General features: G+C 54.7%; 20 protein-coding genes. 15 read left to right on the forward strand and 5 right to left on the reverse strand.

Annotated elements, in window-relative coordinates; translation table 11 throughout:
- Nucleotides 1–321 precede the first annotated feature (321 nt).
- From QYC28_RS09335 to QYC28_RS09405, 15 genes are all read left to right on the forward strand, one after another.
- Nucleotides 322–4,947, forward strand: coding sequence for a glutamate synthase-related protein (locus QYC28_RS09335; protein ID WP_302679376.1), 4,626 nt, complete (start codon nt 322–324; stop codon nt 4,945–4,947).
- 59 nt (nt 4,948–5,006) lie between these two features.
- Nucleotides 5,007–8,189, forward strand: coding sequence for an ATP-binding protein (locus tag QYC28_RS09340; RefSeq protein WP_302679377.1), 3,183 nt, complete (start codon nt 5,007–5,009; stop codon nt 8,187–8,189).
- Nucleotides 8,189–8,623, forward strand: a complete 435-nt coding sequence (gene ureE, locus QYC28_RS09345; protein WP_149820225.1) for an urease accessory protein UreE — start codon at nt 8,189–8,191, stop codon at nt 8,621–8,623. Before QYC28_RS09340 ends, ureE begins: the two co-directional genes overlap by 1 nt.
- Nucleotides 8,613–9,098, forward strand: coding sequence for an urease accessory protein UreF (locus QYC28_RS09350; RefSeq protein ID WP_302679378.1), 486 nt, complete (start codon nt 8,613–8,615; stop codon nt 9,096–9,098). The genes ureE and QYC28_RS09350 overlap by 11 nt, the downstream gene beginning before the upstream one ends.
- Nucleotides 9,077–9,295, forward strand: coding sequence for an urease accessory protein UreF (locus QYC28_RS09355; RefSeq protein ID WP_302679379.1), 219 nt, complete (start codon nt 9,077–9,079; stop codon nt 9,293–9,295). Before QYC28_RS09350 ends, QYC28_RS09355 begins: the two co-directional genes overlap by 22 nt.
- 13 nt (nt 9,296–9,308) lie before the next feature.
- Nucleotides 9,309–10,484: a molybdopterin molybdotransferase MoeA gene (locus QYC28_RS09360; protein WP_302679380.1), complete on the forward strand. Its 1,176-nt coding sequence runs from the start codon at nt 9,309–9,311 to the stop codon at nt 10,482–10,484.
- A 5-nt stretch (nt 10,485–10,489) separates the two neighbouring features.
- Entirely contained in the window at nt 10,490–11,455 is a 966-nt protein-coding gene (moaA, locus tag QYC28_RS09365) for a GTP 3',8-cyclase MoaA (RefSeq protein WP_190278050.1), read from the forward strand.
- Between the two features lie 4 nt (nt 11,456–11,459).
- Nucleotides 11,460–12,518, forward strand: coding sequence for a cyclic pyranopterin monophosphate synthase MoaC (gene moaC, locus QYC28_RS09370; RefSeq protein WP_286625471.1), 1,059 nt, complete (start codon nt 11,460–11,462; stop codon nt 12,516–12,518).
- Nucleotides 12,502–12,756 carry a MoaD/ThiS family protein gene (locus tag QYC28_RS09375; protein WP_149820235.1) on the forward strand — a complete coding sequence of 85 codons (255 nt, stop codon included), beginning with the start codon at nt 12,502–12,504 and terminating at the stop codon, nt 12,754–12,756. Before moaC ends, QYC28_RS09375 begins: the two co-directional genes overlap by 17 nt.
- Before the next feature lie 7 nt (nt 12,757–12,763).
- A complete protein-coding gene (locus QYC28_RS09380) occupies nt 12,764–13,210 on the forward strand; it encodes a molybdenum cofactor biosynthesis protein MoaE (protein WP_286625473.1) in 447 nt (148 codons plus the stop codon).
- Between the two features lie 89 nt (nt 13,211–13,299).
- Nucleotides 13,300–13,635, forward strand: coding sequence for a DUF4258 domain-containing protein (locus QYC28_RS09385; RefSeq protein ID WP_286649571.1), 336 nt, complete (start codon nt 13,300–13,302; stop codon nt 13,633–13,635).
- Nucleotides 13,623–13,808 (forward strand): DUF2283 domain-containing protein, encoded by a 186-nt coding sequence (locus QYC28_RS09390; protein ID WP_149820239.1) that lies wholly within the window; start codon nt 13,623–13,625, stop codon nt 13,806–13,808. The genes QYC28_RS09385 and QYC28_RS09390 overlap by 13 nt, the downstream gene beginning before the upstream one ends.
- Before the next feature lie 350 nt (nt 13,809–14,158).
- On the forward strand, nt 14,159–15,067 hold the full coding sequence (locus tag QYC28_RS09395; protein ID WP_302679381.1) for a LysR family transcriptional regulator: 909 nt from the start codon (nt 14,159–14,161) through the stop codon (nt 15,065–15,067).
- The gene (locus QYC28_RS09400; protein ID WP_149820243.1) at nt 15,048–16,100 is read left to right on the forward strand and encodes an anthranilate phosphoribosyltransferase family protein; all 1,053 of its coding nucleotides are present in this window, start codon (nt 15,048–15,050) and stop codon (nt 16,098–16,100) included. Before QYC28_RS09395 ends, QYC28_RS09400 begins: the two co-directional genes overlap by 20 nt.
- Nucleotides 16,101–17,240, forward strand: coding sequence for a putative sulfate/molybdate transporter (locus QYC28_RS09405; protein WP_149820245.1), 1,140 nt, complete (start codon nt 16,101–16,103; stop codon nt 17,238–17,240).
- Nucleotides 17,241–17,244: 4 nt separating this feature from the next.
- Here the strand turns inward: QYC28_RS09405 and QYC28_RS09410 are convergent, their stop codons facing one another.
- The 5 genes from QYC28_RS09410 to ntrB all read right to left on the reverse strand — a co-directional run bounded on the left by QYC28_RS09410 (nt 17,245) and on the right by ntrB (nt 23,908).
- Nucleotides 17,245–17,700, reverse strand: coding sequence for a nitrate reductase associated protein (locus QYC28_RS09410; protein WP_149820247.1), 456 nt, complete (start codon nt 17,698–17,700; stop codon nt 17,245–17,247).
- Nucleotides 17,701–17,736: 36 nt separating this feature from the next.
- Nucleotides 17,737–20,160 carry a molybdopterin oxidoreductase family protein gene (locus QYC28_RS09415; RefSeq protein WP_302679382.1) on the reverse strand — a complete coding sequence of 808 codons (2,424 nt, stop codon included), beginning with the start codon at nt 20,158–20,160 and terminating at the stop codon, nt 17,737–17,739.
- Between the two features lie 7 nt (nt 20,161–20,167).
- On the reverse strand, nt 20,168–20,983 hold the full coding sequence (locus QYC28_RS09420; RefSeq protein WP_302679383.1) for an ABC transporter ATP-binding protein: 816 nt from the start codon (nt 20,981–20,983) through the stop codon (nt 20,168–20,170).
- Between the two features lie 19 nt (nt 20,984–21,002).
- Nucleotides 21,003–22,997: a nitrate ABC transporter ATP-binding protein gene (locus QYC28_RS09425; RefSeq protein ID WP_286625476.1), complete on the reverse strand. Its 1,995-nt coding sequence runs from the start codon at nt 22,995–22,997 to the stop codon at nt 21,003–21,005.
- A gap of 65 nt (nt 22,998–23,062) precedes the next feature.
- On the reverse strand, nt 23,063–23,908 hold the full coding sequence (ntrB, locus tag QYC28_RS09430; protein ID WP_149820255.1) for a nitrate ABC transporter permease: 846 nt from the start codon (nt 23,906–23,908) through the stop codon (nt 23,063–23,065).
- Between the last annotated feature and the right edge of the window lie 9 nt (nt 23,909–23,917).

The following is a 23,917-nucleotide window of genomic DNA, read 5'->3' on the forward strand; positions in this document are numbered from 1 at the left end:
TGATATCACGCCAGCCTGAACGCCAACCTTAACCCCTCTCTGCTGCGGCGTTCTAGCCCTCAAGTCAGCCTCAGCGATCGCTGGTTTGCCGGCTCCTATGGCCAAACCTTAACAATCTCTTGCTTTGGCGTTTCTGGATCCAAGAGAAACCCCTATAATAGCGAGAGACCCTATACGTTGCCCCATCACCAGCACTCCCTAATCTCTATACTGTCGCCTTGGCTCCCCCGTTCGAGTCGTGGCGTTTTTCAGTCCCTAGAGCCGGTTGCTGTTGCCAAGACAACGTTTTCATCCCTCAGTCGATTGAACGCTTTCAGACCCATGCAACAATCCACCTTTTCTTCTCCCGTGCATCAAGTTGGTTACCATGGACAGCCTTGGCTTGTGGCCGAGCGAGATGCCTGTGGTGTGGGTTTTGTTGCCCATCGCAAGGGGGTAGCTAGTCATCGCATCTTGACCCAAGCCCTTGAGGGATTGACCTGCCTTGAACACCGCGGGGGCTGTAGTGCTGATCGCGACTCTGGGGATGGGGCTGGCATCATGACGGCGATTCCGTGGGAGTTGTTGCCGGAGTTTGGCATTCCCCGCCAGCGGATTGGGGTGGCGATGATCTTTTTGCCTCAGGGGGCGGCAACAGCAGCGGCCAAATCCATTGTGGAAAAAGTTCTCAGTGAAAATGAACTGCGCCTATTGGGCTGGCGACCGGTGCCCGTAAACCCCAGTGTGTTGGGGGTGCAGGCCAAACAAAATCAGCCCCAGATTGAGCAGCTTTTTGTGGCTTCGAGCAAAGCCAGTGGCGATGAACTGGAGCGGCAGCTCTATTTGACCCGCAAGCGCATTGAGCGGGCGATCGCCCAAACGAAAGCGGACTGGCGACAGGATTTTTATATTTGTTCCTTCTCGACCCGCACCATTGTCTATAAGGGCATGGTGCGATCGGTGGTGCTGGCCCAGTTTTATGAGGATTTGCGCAACCCCAACTACATCACCCCCTTTGCCCTCTATCACCGCCGCTTTAGCACCAACACCATGCCTAAGTGGCCCTTGGCGCAACCGATGCGGATGCTGGGACACAACGGCGAAATCAATACCCTCTTGGGCAATATCAACTGGATGCGGGCACGAGCCGCCCAACTGAGCCATCCCTATTGGGGCGAAGCCTTTGGGGATCTCATGCCCATTGTCAATGCCGAAAATAGCGACTCTGCCAACCTCGACAATGTGCTGGAATTGCTGGTGCAATCGGGACGGCAGCCCCTGCAGGCAATGATGATGCTGATTCCCGAGGCCTATCAAAACCAGCCCGATTTGGCGGATCACCCCGAGGTGGTGGACTTTTACGAATACTACAGTGGCCTTCAAGAGGCTTGGGATGGTCCTGCATTGGTCGCCTTTGCCGATGGCAAAATTGTTGGCGCCACTCTCGATCGCAATGGCCTACGCCCCGCCCGCTACACCCTCACCAATGATGATCTTGTGATTGTCTCTTCTGAGGCGGGTAGCATTCAAATTGATGAAGCAACGGTGATTGAAAAGGGCCGCCTTGGCCCCGGGCAGATGATTGCCGTTGACTTGGAACACCAAGAACTCCTCACCAACTGGGAAATCAAGCAGCGGGTGGCGCAGCAGCAACCCTACGGCGAATGGCTGAAAACCTATCGCCAAGAACTTGCCCCTCAACCCTATGGCGAAACCCCCACCCTCGAAAGCCAAACCTGCCTACAACAGCAAATGGCCTTTGGCTTCAGTGCCGAAGATGTGGAAATGATCATTGAGGCCATGGCCAAGGATGGCAAGGAACCCACCTTCTGCATGGGGGATGACATTCCCTTGGCGGTGCTGTCGCAACAACCCCACCTACTCTACGACTACTTCAAGCAGCGCTTTGCCCAAGTCACCAATCCCGCCATTGATCCCCTGCGGGAAAAACTGGTCATGTCGCTGGTGACTCGCCTTGGCAAGCGGGGGAACTTGCTCAGCGAAAGCCCAGCAGATGCCCGCCTACTGCAACTCAGTTCCCCCCTCATCAACGAAGCGGAACTAGAGGAGATTCTCAGAGCACCCTTTGGCACGACTCGCCTTTCAACGCAGTTTGCGATCGCCCAAGGGCCTGCGGGGCTTGAGGCCGCTGTGAATCGGCTCTGTGAACAGGCTGCTGCCGCCGTCAAAGGAGGCGCCGAAATTCTTGTGCTCAGCGATCGCCACAACCTTGCTGGCGAACCCCATCTTTTGGATGCCGACACGTCCTATATCCCACCCCTATTGGCGGTGGGGGCAGTGCACCACCATTTGATTGCCCAAGGCATTCGCCGTCGCGTCTCCCTTGTCGTGGAAACAGCCCAATGCTGGAGTACCCATCACTTTGCCTGCCTGATTGGCTATGGCGCGGGGGCAGTGTGTCCCTACCTGACTTGGGAAACGATTCGCCAGTGGTGGCATAGCGATCGCACCCAAAGCCTGATGGCCAAGGGCAAGCTGCCCCAACTGACGCTGCAACAGGTGCAGGCCAACTACCGCAAAGCCGTAGAAGAGGGGCTCCTGAAAATCCTCTCCAAAATGGGGATTTCTCTGATTGCTAGCTATCGCGGTGCCCAAATTTTTGAGGCCATTGGCATTGGCGATGACCTACTCAACAAGGCCTTTATTGGTACTACTTCCCGCGTGGGCGGCCTGACGCTACGGGATCTGGCTCAAGAAACCATTGCTTTTCACCAGAAGGCCTTCCCCGAACTCACAACCAAAAAACTGGAAAACTTTGGCTTTATCCAGTTCCGTCCGGGGGGCGAGTACCACATGAATAACCCGGAGATGGCCAAGGCTCTCCACAGGGCGGTGAGCCGCAACAGTTATGACCACTACGAGGTCTATCGTCGCCAATTGCGGCAGCGGGTCCCCACAGCCCTGCGGGATCTGCTGGACTTCCAGAGCGATCGTCCCAGTATTCCCCTCGAAGAGGTTGAACCCGCCAGTGAAATTGTCAAGCGCTTCTGCACTGGTGGCATGTCCTTGGGTGCCCTCTCGCGGGAAGCCCATGAGGTGCTGGCGATCGCCATGAACCGCCTTGGTGCCAAATCCAACTCTGGCGAGGGGGGCGAAGATCCGATTCGCTTCCAAGTACTGACGGATGTGGATGCTGAGGGGCACTCTCCCCAATTTCCCCATTTGCGGGGCTTGCGCAACGGCGACACCGCCAGCTCAGCGATTAAACAGGTGGCCTCTGGGCGCTTTGGTGTTACTCCTGAGTACTTAATCAATGCCCAGCAAATTGAAATCAAGATTGCCCAGGGCGCGAAACCGGGGGAAGGCGGTCAACTGCCGGGCACGAAAGTCAGCCCCTACATTGCTATGCTGCGGCGATCGAAGCCGGGCGTGTCCTTAATTTCGCCGCCGCCCCACCACGACATTTACTCCATTGAGGATTTGGCGCAACTGATTTTTGACCTGCACCAGATCAATCCCCAAGCGCAAGTCTCCGTGAAACTAGTGGCCGAAATTGGTATTGGTACGATTGCTGCTGGGGTGGCAAAAGCCAACGCCGATGTGATTCAAATTTCCGGTCACGATGGTGGCACCGGTGCTTCGCCCCTGAGTTCGATTAAGCACGCTGGCAGTCCGTGGGAATTGGGGCTGACGGAGGTGCACCGCGTTCTTTTGGAAAATCAACTGCGCGATCGCGTGATTCTGCGGGTGGATGGTGGCCTCAAGTGTGGCTGGGATGTGGTCATGGGAGCCCTGATGGGTGCCGAGGAATTTGGCTTTGGCTCGGTGGCAATGATTGCCGAGGGTTGCATCATGGCGCGGATTTGCCACACCAATAACTGTCCCGTGGGCGTGGCCACCCAAAAAGAGGAACTGCGTAAGCGTTTCCCCGGCATCCCTGAGCATGTGGTGAACTTCTTCCTCTTTATTGCCGAAGAGGTGCGCTCTATTCTCGCCAAGCTGGGCTACCGCACCCTCAATGAGATCATTGGTCGCGCTGATCTGCTGGTGCCTCGTCAAGATGTCACCCTGACGAAAACTGCCCCCCTGAATCTGGCTTGCCTGACGAAGCTGCCGGATACGCGCAGCGATCGCCAGTGGTTGCAGCACGAAACAGTGCACAGTAACGGTGCCGTTCTCGATGATGAAATTTTGGCACGCCCAGAGGTGCAAGCCGCCATTGAGAAGCAGCAAACCGTTGAATTAGAGCTGCCCATTGTCAACACCGATCGCACTGTCGGGGCACGCATTGCCGGTGCCATTGCCAAAAAGTATGGCAACACAGGTTTTGAAGGTCAGATTACCCTCCACTTCCGCGGCAGTGCGGGTCAGAGCTTTGGCGCCTTCAACCTGCCGGGGATGATCCTCAATCTGACAGGCGAAGCCAATGACTATGTCGGCAAAGGCATGCACGGCGGTGAAATCATTATCAAGCCCCCGGCCAATGCCCCCTACGCGGCTGCGGACAACGTGATTATTGGCAATACCTGTCTCTATGGCGCCACGGGTGGATTCCTCTTTGCCAATGGCCGTGCCGGTGAGCGATTTGCTGTTCGCAACTCCAAAGCCTCTGCCGTTGTCGAGGGCACAGGGGATCACTGCTGCGAATACATGACCGGTGGGGTGGTCGTGGTCTTGGGAACTACGGGTCGCAATGTGGGTGCCGGTATGACCGGTGGCTTGGCCTACATCTTGGATGAAGCCAGTAACTTCCCCGCCAAGGTCAACCCCGAAATTGTCAAACTCCAGCGGGTCACCTCTGCCATTGGTGCCGCCCAACTCAAACAACTGATTACTGCCCACCACGAGCGCACGGGGAGTGCCAAGGCCGCAATGATTCTGGAGCAGTGGGAGCACTATTTACCCCTCTTCTGGCAGGTGGTGCCGCCTTCGGAAGCCAATACCCCGGAAGTGGTGGGTGAAGTGGCCACTGACAGCGACAGCAAAGTGCTCAGTCCCCTTTCCTAGAGGATTGGTCTTTTTAGGCAGCCTAAAATTGAGGGGAAGGCCTACGGAGGGCGATCGCCATGCTCAGCAAGCTATCCTTTCGCCATAAGCTCTTGCTGGGGACGCTCCTGCCGATTGTTGTCATCTACACCGGCCTTTTCCTCTACATTCGGGCGCGCCTGATTGGCCGCAGTACTGCCGATTATGAAAAGTGGCAGGGAACGCTGGTGTCCCTCTACGCCGATCAATTTAACGACTCACTGGCGCAGGTGGCGCAACTGGCAACCACCACTGCCTATGCCCTAGAAACCTTCCCCAAGGTCGATGAACAGCAGCTGTATGCATTTTTGCGCCGCAATGTCACTGTCAATCCCTTGGTCTATGGATCGGCGATTGCCTTTACTCCCTATAGCTTTTCTCCCCGCAAGCGCCTCTTTTGCCCCTATATTTATCGGCAGGAGGGCACATGGCGGCAAAAGGATACGGGAACAATTTACGACTACACCCAACCCCAATGGAACTGGTACACAGAGCCAATTCAAAGCGGTCAGCCCCGCTGGAGTGATCCCTATTTTGATCGGGGTGCGGGGGATAGTTGGATGGTAACCTATTCGGTGCCCTTCCGCCGCCAAGGTCAAATTCAGGGAGTCGCCACGGTGGATGTGGCTCTAGAAAGCCTGCAGCAGACCATGAACATTCAAGCCCTCCAAGAAGGCCAGTTCTTTGTCTTGGATCGCAAGGGACGGATTATCTTTCATAACGATGTCCAGTTCATTGGTCAATCTATTTTTTACATTGCTAAGGAAAACAACCACGGCGATCTTGCCGCCCTAGGCAGAGCAATGGTGGCGGGTCAAAGGGGACAGCAATGGGTCACTGATTGGCTTTCCCAAGAGCGCCAATGGGTCTTTTATGCGCCGATTCCCGAGGCACGCTGGAGTCTGGCCATTCGTATCAATGAAGACACACTGCTTGACTTTATTCATGAAGAAACGTGGGCGGGTCTGTGGATTTTGGGGATGTCCTTTGGCTTGATTAGTTTGCTGACTTGGGGAGTGACAGGCTACATCGTCCGCCCTCTGAAGCGGCTAAATGCTGCAGCCCACAAAATTGCAGTGGGTGATCTAGACATTGCCGCTGAGGTGGACACCGCAACTCAGGATGAGTTGGGCAACCTCGGTCGCACCTTTGTGGATATGGCAGGGCAATTACAGGAAAGTTTTAGTGAACTCCACCGCTTTAATCAACGTCTCGAAGAAGAAGTGACTCACCGGACGGCTGCCCTTGAGGCGGCCAATCAACAACTGACCGAAAAAGAACGGGTACTTCATGACCACAATGTTGCTTTGGTGCAGCTGAGCCAATCTCCCCATGTGCAACAGGGACACTTCCGTATGGCGTTGCAGGAGATTATCCAAGTGACGGCAACAACACTGCGCGTCCAGCGGGCTTCGGCATGGGAACTCCAGGGCGATCGCCTAAAATGTGTTGTCCAGTACGACCCTGCTGCCAACAACCCTACTCAATCCACCTACCTCACCCAGCCCCCCTATCCAGAGTACTTGAAGCTGCTGCGCACCGGTGAACCCCTTGTGGTCAATGATTTACTCACGGATCCGCGCACCCATGAACTGCGGGAGTATGCCAAGATGCAAAGGGTGTATTCTCGGATTGATGCGCCGATCATCTTCAATGGTCAATTATTGGGGGTGATCTGTGTTGAGAGTATTGGCGAGCATCGGGTTTGGCTGGTGGAGGAACGCAGTTTTGTCTCCAATGTGGCGGATATTGTCACAATCGCCCTTGCAGCCCATCAACGTCATCAAGCGGAGCGGGAGTTACTCAAGGCCAAAGAGGCAGCAGAGGCAGCCAACAAAGCCAAAAGTATTTTCCTTGCCAATATGAGCCATGAACTGCGCACCCCCCTCAATGCCATTTTGGGCTTTAGTCAAATTTTGCTCAGCGATCGCACCCTTGCACCGCAGCATCGGCAAACCCTTGAAAAGATCAACCGCAGTGGTGAACACCTTTTGGGTTTGATTAACGATGTCCTTGACATGGCCAAAATTGAAGCTGGACGTATCACGCTTCAGGAAACCACCTTTGATCTGCGGCGGATGCTGCAAACCCTCGAAGAAATGCTCAAGGTGCGAGCCGAGGCCAAGGGGTTGCGTCTGGTCTTTGATTTGCCCGCCAATCTGCCGGTGGCGGTAACCACCGATGAAATGAAGCTGCGCCAAGTGCTGGTCAACCTCTTGGGCAATGGCATTAAATTCACCAAAGAGGGGGGCGTCTCCCTCAAGGTCAGCTATAAAGCCCAAGAACCCCCGCGACTCGCCTTTGAAGTCAGTGATACGGGTATTGGCATGACCCCGGCAGAGTTGAAAATGCTCTTTCAGCCCTTTGTCCAAACCGATAGCAGTAAAAAAGTCAGTGAAGGCACCGGTCTGGGGTTGGCCATTAGTCGCCAGTTTGTGCAATTGATGGGGGGTGATATTCAGGTGCGCAGCACCAAGGGGCAGGGAAGTCACTTTTACTTCGAGATCAACATTGGCCTTGGCGATCCCCAAGCGCTAGAGGAGGAAAGGGCACAAACCGTTGTTGGCCTGCGATCGCCCACCTCAGCAGTGCGCATTCTGGTGGTGGATGATCTGCCCGAAAATCGGCAATTATTGACCCAGCTCCTAGAACCTGTCGGCTTTCGCTGTCGAGAAGCCGGCAATGGTCAAGAGGCGGTGGAGATCTGGCGAGAATGGCAGCCCCATGCCATTCTCATGGATATTCGCATGCCCGTGATGGATGGTAAAACGGCAACGCGACAGATCAAGAAAGAAGTGGGCGATCGCCTGCGGCGCGGCGAAGCCGTCTGCGCCCCGAAAATTCTTGCGGTGACCGCCAGTAGCTTTGAGCAGGACAAACAGGAACTGCTGACTCTCGGTTGTGATGACTACATTGCCAAGCCCTTCCGTCCGCAAACGATTTTTGAACGACTCGCCGCCCAGTTAAATCTAGAGTATGCCTACGAGGATGCTCTGCCCCCCGCAAGTGCTCCCCGTCCTCAGGTGCTGGATCCAGCCGCCCTAATGGTGATGCCCCGCCCTTGGATTGCTGAACTCCAAGAAGCGGCCAAAAAGCTCAATGCCAAGCGCATTCGCGAACTGATTGCTGAAATCCCACCCGAAGAAGCCGCCTTGATTGCAGGCCTTCAGCAACTGGTGAAAACATTCCGCTTTGATAAAATTGTCGAGTTGACGCTGGTTTGATGTTCACGCTGACGCAACTTTGCCCTACAACATTGGAAAATGCCCGTCAGTTGCACCTCTTATTGACCGCAGAGGAACGCTGTCGCAGTCGTCTCCATTGCCACAGTGATGAGGGGGAATCTCTCTATCTGAAGTTGCCGCGCGGGATTACGTTACAGCCGGGCGATCGCCTTCAGGACGAGGACGGCACAGTAGTCGTCACGGTTCACGCCAAACCCGAACCCACGCTAAAGGTGATGGCTACCACTCCCCTTGACCTTCTACAGGCCGCCTACCACCTTGGGAATCGCCACGTCCCCTTGGAAATTCACACCGATTATCTCCGCTTGAGGGCAGATTCCGTGTTGCAAACCATGCTGGAACAGCGGGGCTTAATAGTAACGTTTGAAGTCGCGCCCTTTTGTCCCGAACGCGGTGCGTACCATGCTCACTGAGTCAGCGCTGTTAACCTTGTTGCAGCGGGTGAGTCCCGCTTTGCCCATTGGCGGCTTTAACTACTCCGAGGGCTTGGAGACCCTGATTGCCCAAGGCAAGATCACCTCGGCAGCCGCCGTACAGGATTGGCTCACCTTTGAACTGGCTTTTGGCAGTGCTCACTTGGCAACAGCAGTGATGGGGCGGGTCTATGGGGCGATCGCCAAGGGTGATTTTGACGCCGTTCACCAGTGGAATGCGTGGCTCTCGGCTGCCCGCGAAAGCGCCGAACTGCGTGCCCAAAATTGGCAAATGGGAACAGCATTGATCAACCTCGTCGCTGCCCTCGATCGCCTACCGCCAGAACTTCAGACTGGTCAGCCCTACCCTTGGAATGTCAGTGTTGCCTTTTGCATTGCCGCTGCCCTTGCCGACATTCCCCTAGAAACCGCACTTCTAGCCTATTTCCATAGTTGGGTCACTACTTTACTTTGATCAATGCAGCGGTGAAACTGATTCCCCTTGGTCAGACGGCGGGTCAAGTGCTTCTGCGCCAACTTCAACCCCAGATTCAGCAAACCGTGCAGCAGAGCTTAAATGTGACTAACAATGATTTAGAAAGCTGTACCTTGGGCTTAGCCCTCGCCAGTATGCAGCACAAAACGCTCTACTGCCGTCTATTTCGCAGTTAATCCTGTCTAGAAAATGATTTCCGTCGAAACAGCCGTTGACCTGATTCAGCAGCATTTGCCCGATTGGGGCACAGAGACCATCTCTTTGACTGAGCCTCAGTACAGCCGACTAGGGGGAGCCATTACCAGCGATCGCCCCTACCCACCCATTGACCGCATCATGATGGATGGTATTGCCCTGCGGTGGGCCGCCTATGGATCTGGTCAGCGTGCCTTCCCGATTCTGGGGGTTGTCCCTGCTGGTGAGGTACCCCCCACGTTGACGGATCCACAGGCCTGCTTGGAAGTGATGACTGGTGCCGCGTTGCCCCAGGGCTGCGATCTGGTCATTCCCTACGAGGCTCTGGAAATTCGTGACGGCATTGCCCATATCCGCCACGCCGAACTGTGGTCGCCCTATCAATTTGTCCACCGCTGTGGCAGTGATGCGCCGGCGGGTCAACAGGTGCTGGCGGCAGGTACCCCTCTACACAGTCCGGCTTGGGGCATTCTTGCCGCTGTGGGGCAGAGCGAAGTTTGTGTCCAGCGCACCCCCCGCACTCAAATTGTTGCCACCGGCAATGAACTGATTCCGCCAGACCACGTACCTCAACCCCATCAACTGCGCCTCTCCAATGCCTACGCCCTAATGGCTGCCCTCAAGCGCCAAGGGTACAACCACGTCAGTATCACCCATTTACCCGATGATCCGCTGCAACTGGCAACCCACTACTGCCAAGCGAGCCAAGCGTACGATCTCCTGATTTATTGCGGCGGCGTTTCCAAGGGCAAGTTTGACTATTTACCGCAACTGTGGCGCGATCATGGCGTGCAGCAATATATCCACGGTGTCGCTCAGCGCCCTGGAAAACCCCTCTGGTTTGGGGTGGATCACATGCAGCAAACGGCAGTCTTTGGCTTGCCGGGGAACCCCGTCTCCAGTTTGGTGTGTTTACACCGCTATATTTTGGACATGCCACGCCTCTATGCCCGCTTGGCCACTCCCTTCTCTTTTGAGCAGCCCTTAACCTACTTTTTACCCGTTAAACTAGAAACCACGAAAACTGCTGAACTGATTGCCCACCCCCGTCCGATGCAAAACTCTGGTGATTTTTTGGCCTTGGCTGACAGTGATGGCTTCTTGGAGCTACCTGCCTCGCAAGGGATATTTGCTGCTGGGGAGTGCTATCGCTATTTTCCGTGGAGTTAGGGCGGATGGTTGTCACCACAGCTATCCCTAGCCAACGTTTGCTGGATAACCAAGGGCGACACATTCGCAAGTTGCGCCTGTCGGTTACCGATCGCTGTAATTTGCGCTGTACTTACTGTATGCCCGTGGATGCCGCCTTTATGCCCCCCCAGACCTATTTAAGCCCCACAGAGTATGCCACGATTGTGGCTGAACTGGTGGCACTGGGGATTGAGTCGGTGCGCCTAACGGGGGGTGAACCGCTCCTGCGAGCCGAGTTTGCTGAGATTGTCGCAGCCTTGGTGGCAGTGGGGGTACCAGAGCTAAGCTTAACCACGAATGGGATTCGCTTGGTGCCCTTTTTGCCCCTCTTGGAACAATATGGGGTACGGCGTTTGAATATCAGTCTGGATAGCCTAGACCCCGAAACCTTTGCCGCCATTAGTCATGGCCACCACTTGGAAACGGTGAAGGCGGCGGTGGCCACTGCGGTTCACCAAGGGTTTCAGGTGAAGCTGAACATGGTGGTTATGGCGGGTGTCAATGATCACGAACTGGTGCCAATGGTGGAGTACGCCAAGGGGTTGGGGATTGAGGTGCGCTTTTTGGAGCTGATGCGCATTGGCTATGCTTGCCACTTGGGGGGCGATCGCTTTGTTAGTGCTGCCACGATGATTGAGCGCTTGCGTCAGCATTATGATCTGCGACCTGTGCCACGTCCTTTGGATTCCACTTCGTTTAACTTTGAGACGGCCTGTGGCGGGCAGATTGGTTTTATCGCTTCAGAATCCCAACCCTTTTGTGGCCACTGCTCCCGTTGGCGCTTGTCTGCGGATGGTGTCCTGCGAGCGTGCCTGTTTAAGGAGGCGGGGGTGTCCCTACGGGGCTTAAGTCAAAGGGAACGGTATGCCGCCTATGAGCAAGTGTTGGGCATGAAACCCAGCTTGCGCGGAGCAGAAGTTCACCATGCGATGCACCAGATTGGAGGCTAGGAGGATGCTCTCCCACATCAATGAGAACCAACAACCCCAGATGGTGGATATTAGCGAGAAGGCCGTGAGCGATCGCCGAGCGGTGGCAGAAGCCCTGATTGAATTGCCACCGGTCTTTCAGGCCTATGTGCAAGGGGGAGATCTCTTTCTCACGAAAGGGCCTGTGGTGCAAACGGCGATTATTGCTGGCACAATGGCGGTAAAACGCACCGCTGAAGTCATTCCCTTTTGCCATTCGCTGCCGATTACCAGTTGTCGCTTTGAGACGGATATCGAGTCACTTGAGAGTGGCCTTAGAATTCGCCTGCGCTGTGAGGTCAAAACCCGCGATCGCACCGGCGTGGAAATGGAAAGCCTGCATGGGGTGGCGATCGCAGCCCTCACAATCTACGACATGGCCAAAGCCCTCAGCCCCCATATTGTGATTCGCGAGGTGCGCCTGCTGGCGAAAAGTGGTGGCAAGAAAACCCTCGGCCAATATCCCCTCTACGGCCTTGTGCTCACTGGCGGCCAGAGTCAGCGCATGGGTCAGGCCAAAGCCCTGCTAGACTACTACGGCGAACCCCATGCCCAGTACCTCTACAATTTGTTGGCTCAATCCTGCGAACAAGTCTTTCTCTCAGCGCAACCCAATCAATGGCAGGGGACTCCCCTTGCTGATTTGCCAACACTCGCCGATACCCTGCCTCAGATTGGCCCCATTGCCGGCATCCTAACAGCTTTACGTGCCTATCCCCACGTGAACTGGTTAGTGGTGGCCTGTGACTTGCCCTATTTGACCACAGAAACCCTTGCGCCCCTGTTGCACCATTACCGCGAAGATGTGGTGGCCACCTGCTATCACCATCCCCAAGAGGGTTTCCCAGAGCCATTGTGTGCCATTTATACCCCCCAAGCTCTGCCGGTATTTGAGGCCGCCTATGCAGAAGGGATCTACTGCCCTGTGAAAATTCTCCAGCGATCGCCCTGCCAGCGGATTGCCCCACCCCAGCCGACCATTACTGCCAACATCAACACCCCTGAAGACTATCTTGAAGCCCTCCACCATGTCCGACGCCCCTAAAACAATTTACCTACGCTACTTTGCCCAGTTGCGGGAGCAAAGCCAACGGGAACAGGAGGAGCGAGTGACCACCGCCCAAACCTATGGCGACCTATACCAAGAGCTAAAGACCCAGTACGGGTTTACCCTTGATCTCACCCATGTTAAGGTGGCGGCTAATGATACGTTTGTAACACTGGATCAACCCCTACGAGCAGGAGATAAGGTCGTCTTTATTCCCCCTGTTGCCGGGGGTTAACTAAGCGATGGTGATCAAGCAATTTTCCCTAACCAATACTCCCCTAGAGCCAGCTCAGTTGTGGCAGCCCCTTGCCAACTTGCGGGCCGGTGCCTTTGTTAGCTTTGAGGGTTGGGTGCGCAATCACAACCACGGCAAGATCGTCACTGCCCTAGAATACGAGGTCTATCCCGCCTTGGCTCTTAAAGAAGGAGAACAGATCCTAGCAGAAGCCATTGGGAAATTTGACTTGCTGGGGGCGATCGCCAGCCATCGCTATGGAACGCTAACTCTTGGCGAGATTGCTGTGTGGGTAGGGGTGACGGCGCCTCATCGCCAACAAGCCTTTGCTGGTGCGGCCTACATCATTGATGAAATTAAACACCGCCTACCCATTTGGAAAAAGGAATACTATCTAGATGAACCAGCCAGTTGGGTGTACTGTCGTGAGCATCACCATAACAGTCCGTTTTAGGACGTAAGATGATGTCTATGGTGGCGATCGCCAACCCTTGAGTGTGGGCACGGATTTTTCAATGAGTATGGCGATCGGAACAGCAATTGATGGAAAATGATGCGATCGCTAATGCTGAAATTTTGTTTGAAGTGACTAGTCCGCTCGGCTTTTTCGTTCGCACAACGGCTGAGTATTGGCAGTTTATTGTCACAATCAAACATCCAGTCATGGGCGACCGTCTAGCCGATGTCCAAAACACCTTAAGCGACCCAAATGAAATTCGTCTGAGCAAAGCTGATGCTCAGGTTTACTTGTTTTATCGTGATGATGGTGCGAAGCGTTGGGTCTGTACTGTAGCGAAGCGCTTAAATGGAGAAGGGTTTCTAATCACAGCCTATCGAACTAGTGTAATTAAAGAAGGAGAACTACTATGGCAGAAGTAAAAGTATTTTATGACCGCACAGGTAACACCTTGGTCGTTTGGTTTGGTAACCCTCAAGATGAGGTGATTTTGATGAAGGATCAGCAGGGGCAAGTGATTGGGTTTGAAACACTTAACTTTTTACCGCCTTCCAGTGGTCCTGTCCGCATCACCTTCGAAACCATAGCCCCCTAAGTTCATAGTTTTTGCTTTAGTAAGTCTATAGATAACAATTAAAATTATCAATAGTAACCTTTTTGCGTTTGCTGTTTACCTTGATTATGCCTCAGCAATCTACCTACGGATCCCACAACTCCCACCTCTCAAAGGCGCACAGAAGAAACAGAATGGGTATGGGAGGGCAAGTATGACCAATCAGTTTACCTAATTCAGCGCTGGAACCAAGAGGGTATGCTGTAGGACATTTTCAAGAAACTGTATCAATCAACACCCTTTACTATCCGAAAGTTGCATAAGATTAAGAGCCACAAGAGCCACAATTGCATCAATAGAAATAGACGCAGAGGGAGAACACAGCAAGTATTATGCGACTTGATCAGTTGCAATCTTTTTTAGCAGTTGCTGAAACGGGGAGTTTTCAAGCGGCAGCGCGGCGGTGTGGGGTGACGCAACCCACAATTAGTCGGCAAATTCAAGCTCTAGAAGAAAGTTTGGGAATGCAACTTGTGCACCGCTCGAATCGCGCCAAGTTAACTGTGGCGGGGGACTTGTTTTTGCGCCGTGCCCATCGCATCTGGCAAGAGTGGCAGGCCGCCAATGCGGAACTCAAAGCCATGCAAAATGGCCAGCAGCAGGAACTCTGCATTGCCGCTATTCACTCCATTTGCCGCTACTTTTTGCCCATGCTGTTACCGACGTTTTGCCAAGCATTTCCCCAAATGCAGTTGCGGGTGACTGCCCTAGGGAGCGATCGCGCCCTCAAAGTCTTGCAGGATAGCTTAGTAGATCTAGCGATTGTCATGGGCGATCGCCACCTCTTAAAACAGTCGGAATGGGTGATTGAACCGCTGTACAGTGAGCCTGTGCAAGTGCTAATGGCGGCTGAACATCCCCTCGCTGTTAATGAGACCTTGACATGGCAAGAACTAGCTCGCTTTCCCCATGTGGTATTTAAGGATGGCTATAGCATGCGCCGCTTGGTGGCTGAAGAATTTAGCCGTCGGGGTTTACCTTGGCAACCCGCTCTTGAACTCAACACCCCTGATGCGTTTATTGCTGTGATCCGCGAAAGTGAGATGGTTGCCTTGCTGCCGCGCTCTGCCCTCAAGGAAGCGCTCCACGATCCTGCCCTAGGGATTCGTGATTTATCCACGCCACTGCCCCTGCGTCAGGTGTTGGCCATTACCACCCACGATCGCCTGACCTTACCCCCCGTTGCCCAATTGCTCACATTGATCCGCCAGCAGGCTGCCCATGAGTCTTCTCTTTCGTGATCTGCTCAAAAAAGTCGGCAGTGGTGCCCACACCCACAAAGACCTGAGCCGCGCCGAGGCAGCCTTGGCGTTGCAACTCATGCTGGAGCAGGTGGCAACCCCTGCCCAAATTGGGGCGTTTTTGATTGCTCATCGGATTAAGCGACCCACCTCGGAAGAGATGGCGGGTATGCTCGATACCTACAACGAGCTAGGGCCGAAAATTCCAGCGGTTGAGACCAGTTGCCCCGTGATGATCCTCAGTCAGCCCTACGATGGTCGCGATCGCACGTTTCCCCTGAGTCCTTTAACAGCATTGGTTTTGGCGGCTGCTGGGATTCCAGTACTTCAACACGGGGGCGATCGCATACCCACCAAAGAAGGCATTCCCCTCATTGAGCTGTGGCGATGTTTGGGGGTGGACTGGTCAACCCTAACCCTAGAGCAAATTGCCCACTGCCTAGAGCAAACGGGTTTAGGTTTTGTCTATCTCCCGCGTCATTTTCCAGCAGCCCAAGGGCTAGTCCCCTACCGGGAGCAAATTGGTAAACGTCCCCCCATTGCCACATTGGAATTAATCTGGAATCCTTACCAAGGGCGCAGTCACCTCGTAGCAGGGTTTGTTCATCCGCCGACGGAAGGGATCATGCGCGATGCCCTCTATCTCCACGGTGTTCATGAATTTACTACCGTCAAAGGTCTTGAAGGCAGTTGTGATTTGCCCCGCGATCGCACCGCCATTATCGGCCTTGCCCGTGATCAAGACCCTCCTTGGCAACGCCTGCGTCTCCATCCCCAAGAGTATGGTATGGCCAGCAGTAATGTGCCTTGGTCAGAGGAGACAACGACCGCTACAAAAATGATGGCTGCTGTTTTAGCCGCAGAGGAGCAACCCCTCACCACCTCTGTGATCTGGAATAGTGGATTTTACCTGTGGCAGGGGGGCAAAGCCGATAGTCTCAATTCCGGACTCGCACTCAGCAGCGAACTCCTCCGTAGTGGTCGGGTGGCTCAACACCTACAGAAATTGCAAACCATGTTGGAGAAGATATAGGTGTTGCGGGAGCGACTGCGCTTTAATTGGCAAGAACTCAGTGGCAGTTTTGGTGATTTGGGTACGGATTTGCCCCTGTTGGTGGGCATGATCACTGCTGCCCAGTTGGATAGTGCTAACGTCTTCACTTTGTTTGGCGTAGCGCAAATTCTCACGGGGGTATTCTATGGCCTTCCCATGCCCATGCAGCCCCTAAAGGCAATGGCTGTAATTGTGATGACGGAAAAACTCACTGGATCTATCCTTTGGGCCGGGGGACTGATGGTAGGAGCAATGATGTTGGTGTTAACGTCCACCGGAATCCTGACCCGGCTGGCTCGCTGGATTCCCCAACCCGTGGTGCGGGGCTGTCAATTGGGACTGGGACTGTCTCTAGCCGCCGTTGCCCTCAAGACCTACTTGCCCGCGGGTGACCTCTTTGGTTATCTGTTAGGTGTTATGGGCTTTTTGATCTTGCTCCTTTTGCCCAAGGAACGGGGAGTTCCCGCAGGGTTACTGGTGGTATTGCTGGGGGTGGGTGTAGCGATTAGCCGTGTTCTGGCTGAGCCAGAATTGCAGTTAACCATTGCTTGGCAGCTTCCCTACCTGCGGCCTTTAGATCCTCAGGCCTTGATTCCCGGACTCGTGCTATTGGCACTGCCGCAGTTACCCCTATCGATCGCCAATGCAGTGATTGCAACCCAGCAAACTGCCCACGATCTCTTTCCCGATCGCCCCCTCTCGATTCGCCAAATTGGCCTCACGTATAGCCTCACCAACTTGATCCTGCCCTTCTTTGGTGGCGTCCCCCTCTGCCATGGCTGTAGCGGTTTGGCAGGACACTATGCCCTTGGTGCCCGCACAGGTGGGGCGGTGGTGATCTATGGCAGTCTCTACCTTCTCTTGGGTCTCTTCTTTGGTTCCAGTGTGGATAAGCTGCTGGAAATTTTTCCCCTCTCGATTTTGGGGGTCATTCTTTTGTTTGAAGCGTGGGTACTCATGGGCTTTATTAAAGATCAAGCCGCCATGCCCGCAAATTGGATGATTACCCTCTTAGTGGGGGCGATCGCCCTCAGTGTGCCCCAAGGCTTCTTAGTGGGCACCCTCGTTGGTACAACTCTGTACTACCTCAGCAGAAAAATGCCACTACAACTCTCCTAGCCCTCTAGGCCAGACCAAATTCCTGCAATGCTGGCCAAAAATTGCGATTCTCGTGGCCGGGCTGGCTGAGCTTCACAAGGGCAAAGCGTTGGAGGGGGGTCAGGGCTGACCATTTTTCCACCGTCAAGCTGTGGTGAGATACCTTGATCAGTTGTTGCTGCACTGTCTCTGGCAGTTCAGTGGTGATGTCCCAAGGGTAGGGTTGGGGAATCTCTATATCACTCGGTGGGGTTCCATGGGTGTGGGTCACCCAATCCCGCAGTTGCTGACGATAGTCTGCCTGAGCTTCGGGGGTGTCGCAGGGAGTCACCACGAGCCATTGTCGCTGTTCTTGGGAAAGTTGATGCCAGTGGAGCAGCTTCAGCTTGACCCCACATAAATCTAGTTTATAGCGAACAATCATTGGAATACAGCGTAACGAAGCCGTGAATTCGGCCTCAAACTCAAAGAAGTGGGACATCAATAGCCATAACCCTCCACAGGGAATCAGATTCTATCATTGCTTGAGGGCAGTGCCCCTTTCCTGCATGGTGGGGGTATGGGGCGTCTGCCGCAACTTCAGGGGCAGCACCTGCACCGCACAGGCTTTGAGTTCTGGCTGCTTTGAGACCGGACAGGCAATGGGATGGGTCAGTTGGTTTGCCTCACCGCTATCAGCAAAGAGAAAGCCCCAGTGCATGGGTACAAAGAGAGTGCCCGGACGAATGGCCTTGGTGAGGATGACCGGCAGGCACACTTGACCGCGGCGCGATCGCACCTCCACCCAATCTCCGTCTTTGAGATGTAAGTTTGCGGCATCGTCGGGGTGCATTTCCACAAAGGGATCGGGGTGCATTTTTTGAATTTTGGCAATGCGACCGGTACGGGTTTGCGTGTGCCAGTGGCCGTAGAGACGACCCGTTGTCAGGGTAAAGCTATAGATGTGATCGGTGGGTTCAGCCACCCCTTGACTATGAGCAAGGCAAAAATATGCCCGTTGATTGGGGGTGTGAAATCGCCAGTCAGTATAGAGGCGTTTGGGTTTGCGGGCTTCTGCATCATCCATACCGGCAGGACAGGGCCACTGCAAGGCGCCTAAACGGGCAAGGCGTTCGTGGCTCAGACCCGATTGATCGCAGGGGCGACCGGCAGTGAGTTGGACAAATTCAGCATAGACGGCAGCGGCATCGACAAATGGGAAGAGATGCCCATATCCCAAGCGGCGCCCCACCTCAGCAAAAATTTCCCAATCAGGGCGAGCCAGACCGGGGGGCGATCGAAAGGCGGGGGCAAGGGTGACGCGGCGTTCAGAGTTGGTCATCACACCTGTTTTCTCACTCCATTGCGCCGCCGGCAAAATCAGATGGGCATAGGCTGCTGTTTCAGTGGGAAAGTAGGCATCTTGGTAGACCGTAAAGGGGGATTGCAGAAAGGCGGCTTTAGCACGTTCTAAATGGGGAAAGCTAACCGCAGGATTGGTGGCCGCAATCCACAGCAGACCCACTTCTCCCTGTTCTAGACCTTCGACAATTTGCCATGCCGTGCGACCGGGGCGATCGCTTATTTGCCCTCGCGGCAGTCCCCAAAAGTCCTCTACCTCTTGGCGATGCTGTGGATTCGTCACTTGGCGATAGCCGGGCAACAGATGGCTCAAGCCGCCGGCTTCGCGCCCCCCCATGGCGTTGGGTTGCCCCGTCAGCGAAAAAGGACCACTCCCTGGGCGGCCAATTTGCCCCGTCAACAGGTGGAGATTGATGAGACAACGAGCTTTGGCCGTCCCTTCAGCAGACTGGTTAATGCCCATTGACCAGAGGGAGAGTACCGCTTGGGCATGCCCCCAATAGCGAGCCGCCTGTTCTAGATCACTTTGAGCAATGCCACAGCGTTTCGCTACCCAGTCTGGGGTGTAGGCCGCCAGCAGCTTTACATACTCGGCAAAGCCTTGGGTACACTCCTCTATAAACTCAGCATCGATCTGTCCCCATTGCAGTAGCAAATGGCCAATGCCGTGGAGCAGATCAATATCCGTGCCGGGGCGGATGGCAAGGTGCAGATCCGCCACTTCCGCTGTCGGGGTGCGCCGCGGATCGACCACAATCAGCTTGACGCGGCGATCGCGCTTGTGGTGGTTGCGCAGACGATTAAAGACAATGGGATGGCATGCGGCAGTATTAGTACCCATGAGGAACGCACAATCGGTGGCCTCCAAATCGTCGTAGCAGCAGGGGGGGCCATCAGCACCGAAGCTGGCCATGTAGGCCGACACTGCCGAGGACATACATAGCCGCGAGTTGGCATCAAAGTTGTTCGTACCCAAACAGCCCTTGATCAGCTTTTGCGCCACATAGTAGTCCTCGGTTTGAAATTGACCGGAACCGTACATACAAATGGCATCGGCGCCCCGCTCACGGCGTACCCATTGGATGCGTTCCACAAGGCGGGTCATGGCCTCGTCCCACGAAATGACCGTAAAGGGCTGATCCAAACGCTCCCGCCACAGGGGGTAGACCAAGCGATCGCGATCAAGGGCTTCTAGAATAGTTGCCCCCTTGACACAGACCATGCCTTGGGAGGAGGGATGCTGGCGATCGCCCCGAATTTTATAGGCTCCCTTGCCTTGAGGGACTGCTTCTAAGCCACAGCCCACCCCACAGTAGGGACACAGCGAGGACACTGGCTCACTTGGTTCAGGCACAGCACGCCCTTTTTCCTCAACCCGCAGGAATTCACAGGAACAGCACCTGACCCCTTGCTCCGAGCAAATGATCAGATCCGCTGTAGCATCGCCATAGAAAAAAAGCTCTTGCCTCGGAAACACCACCTGTTGCCAAGTGGGCTGATTTGACAAATAAATCTGCTGAACGCTCTCGCTGGTATTGCGGTAGTAGCAGAGGTAACGACTGGACTGAACGGCTAACGAGCCAACCCGGGGGGTACTCATACGCTACTTAGTGCCCAAACCGCGTGTACAGAAAGTCAACCACTTGGTTGCGGAGATCGTAGTACTGCGGATCCTCAAGGAGTTGCGATCGCTGCCGTGGCCGCGGAAAAGGAATCTTCACAATATTGCCAATGCGGGCGGCAGGGCCATTGGTCATCATCACCACCCGATCCGCGAGGTACAGCGCCTCATCAATGTCGTGGGTAATCATCAGTACCGTCAGTCGGTGCCTGCGCCAAATCTTTAAGAGTTCATCCTGTAACTCCTCCTTCGTGATGGCATCGAGGGCACCAAAGGGTTCATCTAAAATCAACACTTCAGGGCGAATGGCGAGGGCGCGGGCGATCGCCACCCGTTGTTTCATTCCCCCCGACAGTTGAGCAGGGCGTTTGTGGGCAGCCGCTGTTAGCCCCACCAGTTCCAAGTGCTCCTCGACAATTTGGCGCCGGCGTTGGCGAGTTTTCTGGGGATAAACGGACTTCACTGCTAGCTCAATATTTTGATAGGCCGTCAACCAAGGCAGCAGCGCGTAGTTTTGAAACACCATCATGCGATCCGGCCCCGGACGGCGCACGGGCACGCCATTGAGAGTAATTTCCCCTCGTGTTGGTGCTGTAAAACCCGCAACCATATTCAAGAGTGTGGTTTTGCCGCAGCCGGAATGGCCAATGAAACAGACAAATTCGCCGCTGCTCACCTCAAGGTGAATATCCTCAAGTACCACATGGTCGCCATTAGCCGTAGGGTAGGCTTTGCTCACCCCATCAATGCGTAGATGCTGGGTGGCCGTTAAATGGGGATCAAGACGATAGAGGGTTTCCATAGACTTCTCTCAAAAATACCTAGACAGCAACAACCTCTTGGGGATCAACAGTGCGAATATCAAGGCCACGGCGAATCGCAGCCGCCTCAATGTAGCCAAGGGGATTATCGGGGTCAAAGGGCAGTCCATCGAAAAGAGCAAAGGCAGAACGATCTGGCTCATTATCTACAACCTTCAGTTCCCGCGCTGCCGCCCCAAAGAGATCGACTCGCCGCACCTGCTCAACAATTTCTAGCCAGTTTCTCGGGAAGGGCGTAAGTTGCCAGCGAGCCAATTGGGTCATGATCCACAGCCCTTCCAACCGCCCAGGACAGGGAGAGCGATCCACATAGAACTGGTGAAACCGGGGTTGAAAAGCAGCAACAATGCCATCCCCCCGATCAAGGGGTTCCACAAAGCCGGCATAGGCATCCTCAGGAGTACACCCCACATACTCTGGCCGACAAAGCAGTTGGGCAATTTCGGGGCGATGTTTGATCGTATCGCAGTACTCACAGGCTTCGATCAATGCCTTGACCAACGCTTGGTGTAGCTGCGGGTTGGCCTGCACCCAATCGGAACGCATGCCCACAACTTTTTCCGGGTGCCCCGACCAAATCTCCAAATCCGTAGCGACAATCACCCCAATACCCTCGCGCACTGCATGGGAGTTCCACGGTTGACCGACACAAAAGCTACTGATATGGCCGGCCTTGAGGTGATAGATCATTTGGGAGGGGGGAATCACCAACAACTCGACATCGTAATCGGGGTCAATGCCAGCGGCGGCCAGCCAGTACCGCAACAGGAGGTTGTGCATTGATGCGGCATGAACCACTCCCAGCCGGGGGCGATCGCCCGTGCGCTGAATATAGGCGCGCAGATCTTCAGCAGTCTTCACCCCCTGCTGCCACAACTGGCGACTAAAGGTGATGGCATTGCCATTGCGACTCAGTACCAACGAGGTCATCAGCGGTTGTGAAGGCTGACCGTTTAACCCCAAGGTCATGGCTAAGGGCATGGCCGCCAACAGTTGAGCGCCCGTCAAGCGACCCGCGATCACCCCCATCACCAAGTCCTGCCAGCTTTCTTCGCGATGCAGCGTGACTGACTCCAAACCATACTTAGCAAAGAAGCCCATTTCCTTGGCGACAATGAGGGGGGCACTGTCCATGAGGGGCATAAAGCCAAGGGTCAGTTCCACGGGGGTAGTTGGCGCAATGGCCGGTACCGTCAAGGAGGGACGGCGGCGTTTCTGCTGATTGAGAAAGGCAATCATCTCATTGCGCAGGCCATAGTAGCTGGGATGGTTGAGCACGTCATGGCGATTGCGGGGACGGGCAAAGGGAATTTTGAGAATTTGGCCAATGTGGGCTTCAGGGCCGTTGGTGAGCAGCACCACGCGATCCGAAAGCAGTAGTGCCTCATCCACATCATGGGTGACCATAATGCAGGTGGTTTGACTGCCCTGACACACTTGCATCAACTCATCCTGCAAAGAGCCTCGCGTCAAAGCATCAAGGGCACCAAAGGGTTCATCCAGCAGGAGTACCTCCGGTTGAATCGCCAAGGCACGGGCGATCGCCACCCGTTGCTTCATTCCTCCCGACAGTTGGGCAGGGAACTTCTCGCGGGCTTTACTGAGGTGCACCTGTTCCAGCGCCGCCTCTACCCGCTGTCGTTGCTCTGCCTTGCTCAAATGCCCCAGCACCGCCGCCACCGCCAAGGCCACATTCTGGTACACCGTTTTCCAAGGCAACAGCGAATAGTTTTGGAACACCACCATGCGATCGGGACCCGGTTCCGTCACCTGCCGTCCTGCCATCACCACGCCACCACTGCTAGGCCGCTGAAAGCCAGCAATGATATTCAAGAGCGTGGACTTGCCGCAGCCAGAGTGACCGACAAGGGAAATAAACTCCCCTTTTTGGATTTCGAGGTGGATATTCTTGAGAGCAATGTAGCGATCGCCCCCGGGCAGATCAAAAACCTGATCCACATGGTCAATTTCAATAAACGGTAAAGACTTGGCCATAGGGTTAAACAACCTAATGTTCGACAGTAAGGGGAAGAGAGGGGAGGATGGGTTACGTGAGGGAGCTAGGAATGCACCTCTTCACCGTGGCTGAGCAGGCAACCCACAAAGGCCACCGAGCGATCCAAGACCAAGCCAACAATGCCGACATAGATCACGGCAACAATAATTTCACTAATCAGAGAACTGTTCCAGGCATCCCAAATAAAGAAGCCAATGCCGACACCGCCAATGAGCATCTCCGCTGCCACAATCGCCAACCAGGACAGCCCAATGCCAATGCGCAGCCCCGTAAACACATAGGGCACCGTTGCTGGTACGAGAATATTCAGGAAATAATCCTTGCGGGAGAGCTGCAACACCCGTGCCACATTCTTGTAGTCCTTGGGAATTTGCTGCACACCGACAATCGTGTTGATGATAATTGGCCAAATGGCGGTAATGAAGATCACAAAAATCGCTGCCGGTTCATTGTCCCGCAGAGCCGCCAAGGAAATGGGCAACCACGCAAGGGGGGGCACCGGACGCAACACCTGCAAAATGGGATCCACTGCATCGTAGAGCACTCGACTAGAGCCAATCAGCATCCCCAGCCCCACCCCAATGACTGCTGCCAAGGAAAAGCCAACGGCCACCCGCCGCAGACTGGAGAGAATTTGCCACCCCAACCCCACATCCGTGCCACTCCCTTGATAAAAGGGATCAACTATCAACCCCCAAGTTTCAGTAATAACAGTGAGGGGCGTTGGCAGGCGAAGTAGCCCCGCCATGCAGACAAACTGCCAAATGACCAAGAAACACAGCACCCCCAAACTACCCAGTACCACTTTGCGGAACATCGCTGACTTCTTGAGATGCTTTAACCAGCGCCGCCGTCGAGATTGAGTGAAACCCATAGAAGAACTTGCCATTGCTCTTTA

Origin of the sequence: Thermosynechococcus sp. HY596 (assembly GCF_030518715.1) — a bacterium.
In the GTDB taxonomy this organism is placed as follows: Bacteria; Cyanobacteriota; Cyanobacteriia; order Thermosynechococcales; family Thermosynechococcaceae; genus Thermosynechococcus.

Bases quoted from the DNA above. Each gene is read 5' to 3' on its own strand.
- QYC28_RS09335 (WP_302679376.1), top strand. From the start codon at position 322: ATGCAACAATCCACCTTTTCTTCTCCCGTGCATCAAGTTGGTTACCAT.
- QYC28_RS09340 (WP_302679377.1), top strand. From the start codon at position 5,007: ATGCTCAGCAAGCTATCCTTTCGCCATAAGCTCTTGCTGGGGACGCTC.
- ureE (WP_149820225.1), top strand. From the start codon at position 8,189: ATGTTCACGCTGACGCAACTTTGCCCTACAACATTGGAAAATGCCCGT.
- QYC28_RS09350 (WP_302679378.1), top strand. From the start codon at position 8,613: ATGCTCACTGAGTCAGCGCTGTTAACCTTGTTGCAGCGGGTGAGTCCC.
- QYC28_RS09360 (WP_302679380.1), top strand. From the start codon at position 9,309: ATGATTTCCGTCGAAACAGCCGTTGACCTGATTCAGCAGCATTTGCCC.
- moaA (WP_190278050.1), top strand. From the start codon at position 10,490: ATGGTTGTCACCACAGCTATCCCTAGCCAACGTTTGCTGGATAACCAA.
- moaC (WP_286625471.1), top strand. From the start codon at position 11,460: ATGCTCTCCCACATCAATGAGAACCAACAACCCCAGATGGTGGATATT.
- QYC28_RS09375 (WP_149820235.1), top strand. From the start codon at position 12,502: ATGTCCGACGCCCCTAAAACAATTTACCTACGCTACTTTGCCCAGTTG.
- QYC28_RS09380 (WP_286625473.1), top strand. From the start codon at position 12,764: ATGGTGATCAAGCAATTTTCCCTAACCAATACTCCCCTAGAGCCAGCT.
- QYC28_RS09385 (WP_286649571.1), top strand. From the start codon at position 13,300: ATGGAAAATGATGCGATCGCTAATGCTGAAATTTTGTTTGAAGTGACT.
- QYC28_RS09390 (WP_149820239.1), top strand. From the start codon at position 13,623: ATGGCAGAAGTAAAAGTATTTTATGACCGCACAGGTAACACCTTGGTC.
- QYC28_RS09395 (WP_302679381.1), top strand. From the start codon at position 14,159: ATGCGACTTGATCAGTTGCAATCTTTTTTAGCAGTTGCTGAAACGGGG.
- QYC28_RS09400 (WP_149820243.1), top strand. From the start codon at position 15,048: ATGAGTCTTCTCTTTCGTGATCTGCTCAAAAAAGTCGGCAGTGGTGCC.
- QYC28_RS09410 (WP_149820247.1), bottom strand. From the start codon at position 17,700: ATGTCCCACTTCTTTGAGTTTGAGGCCGAATTCACGGCTTCGTTACGC.
- QYC28_RS09415 (WP_302679382.1), bottom strand. From the start codon at position 20,160: ATGAGTACCCCCCGGGTTGGCTCGTTAGCCGTTCAGTCCAGTCGTTAC.
- QYC28_RS09420 (WP_302679383.1), bottom strand. From the start codon at position 20,983: ATGGAAACCCTCTATCGTCTTGATCCCCATTTAACGGCCACCCAGCAT.
- QYC28_RS09425 (WP_286625476.1), bottom strand. From the start codon at position 22,997: ATGGCCAAGTCTTTACCGTTTATTGAAATTGACCATGTGGATCAGGTT.
- ntrB (WP_149820255.1), bottom strand. From the start codon at position 23,908: ATGGCAAGTTCTTCTATGGGTTTCACTCAATCTCGACGGCGGCGCTGG.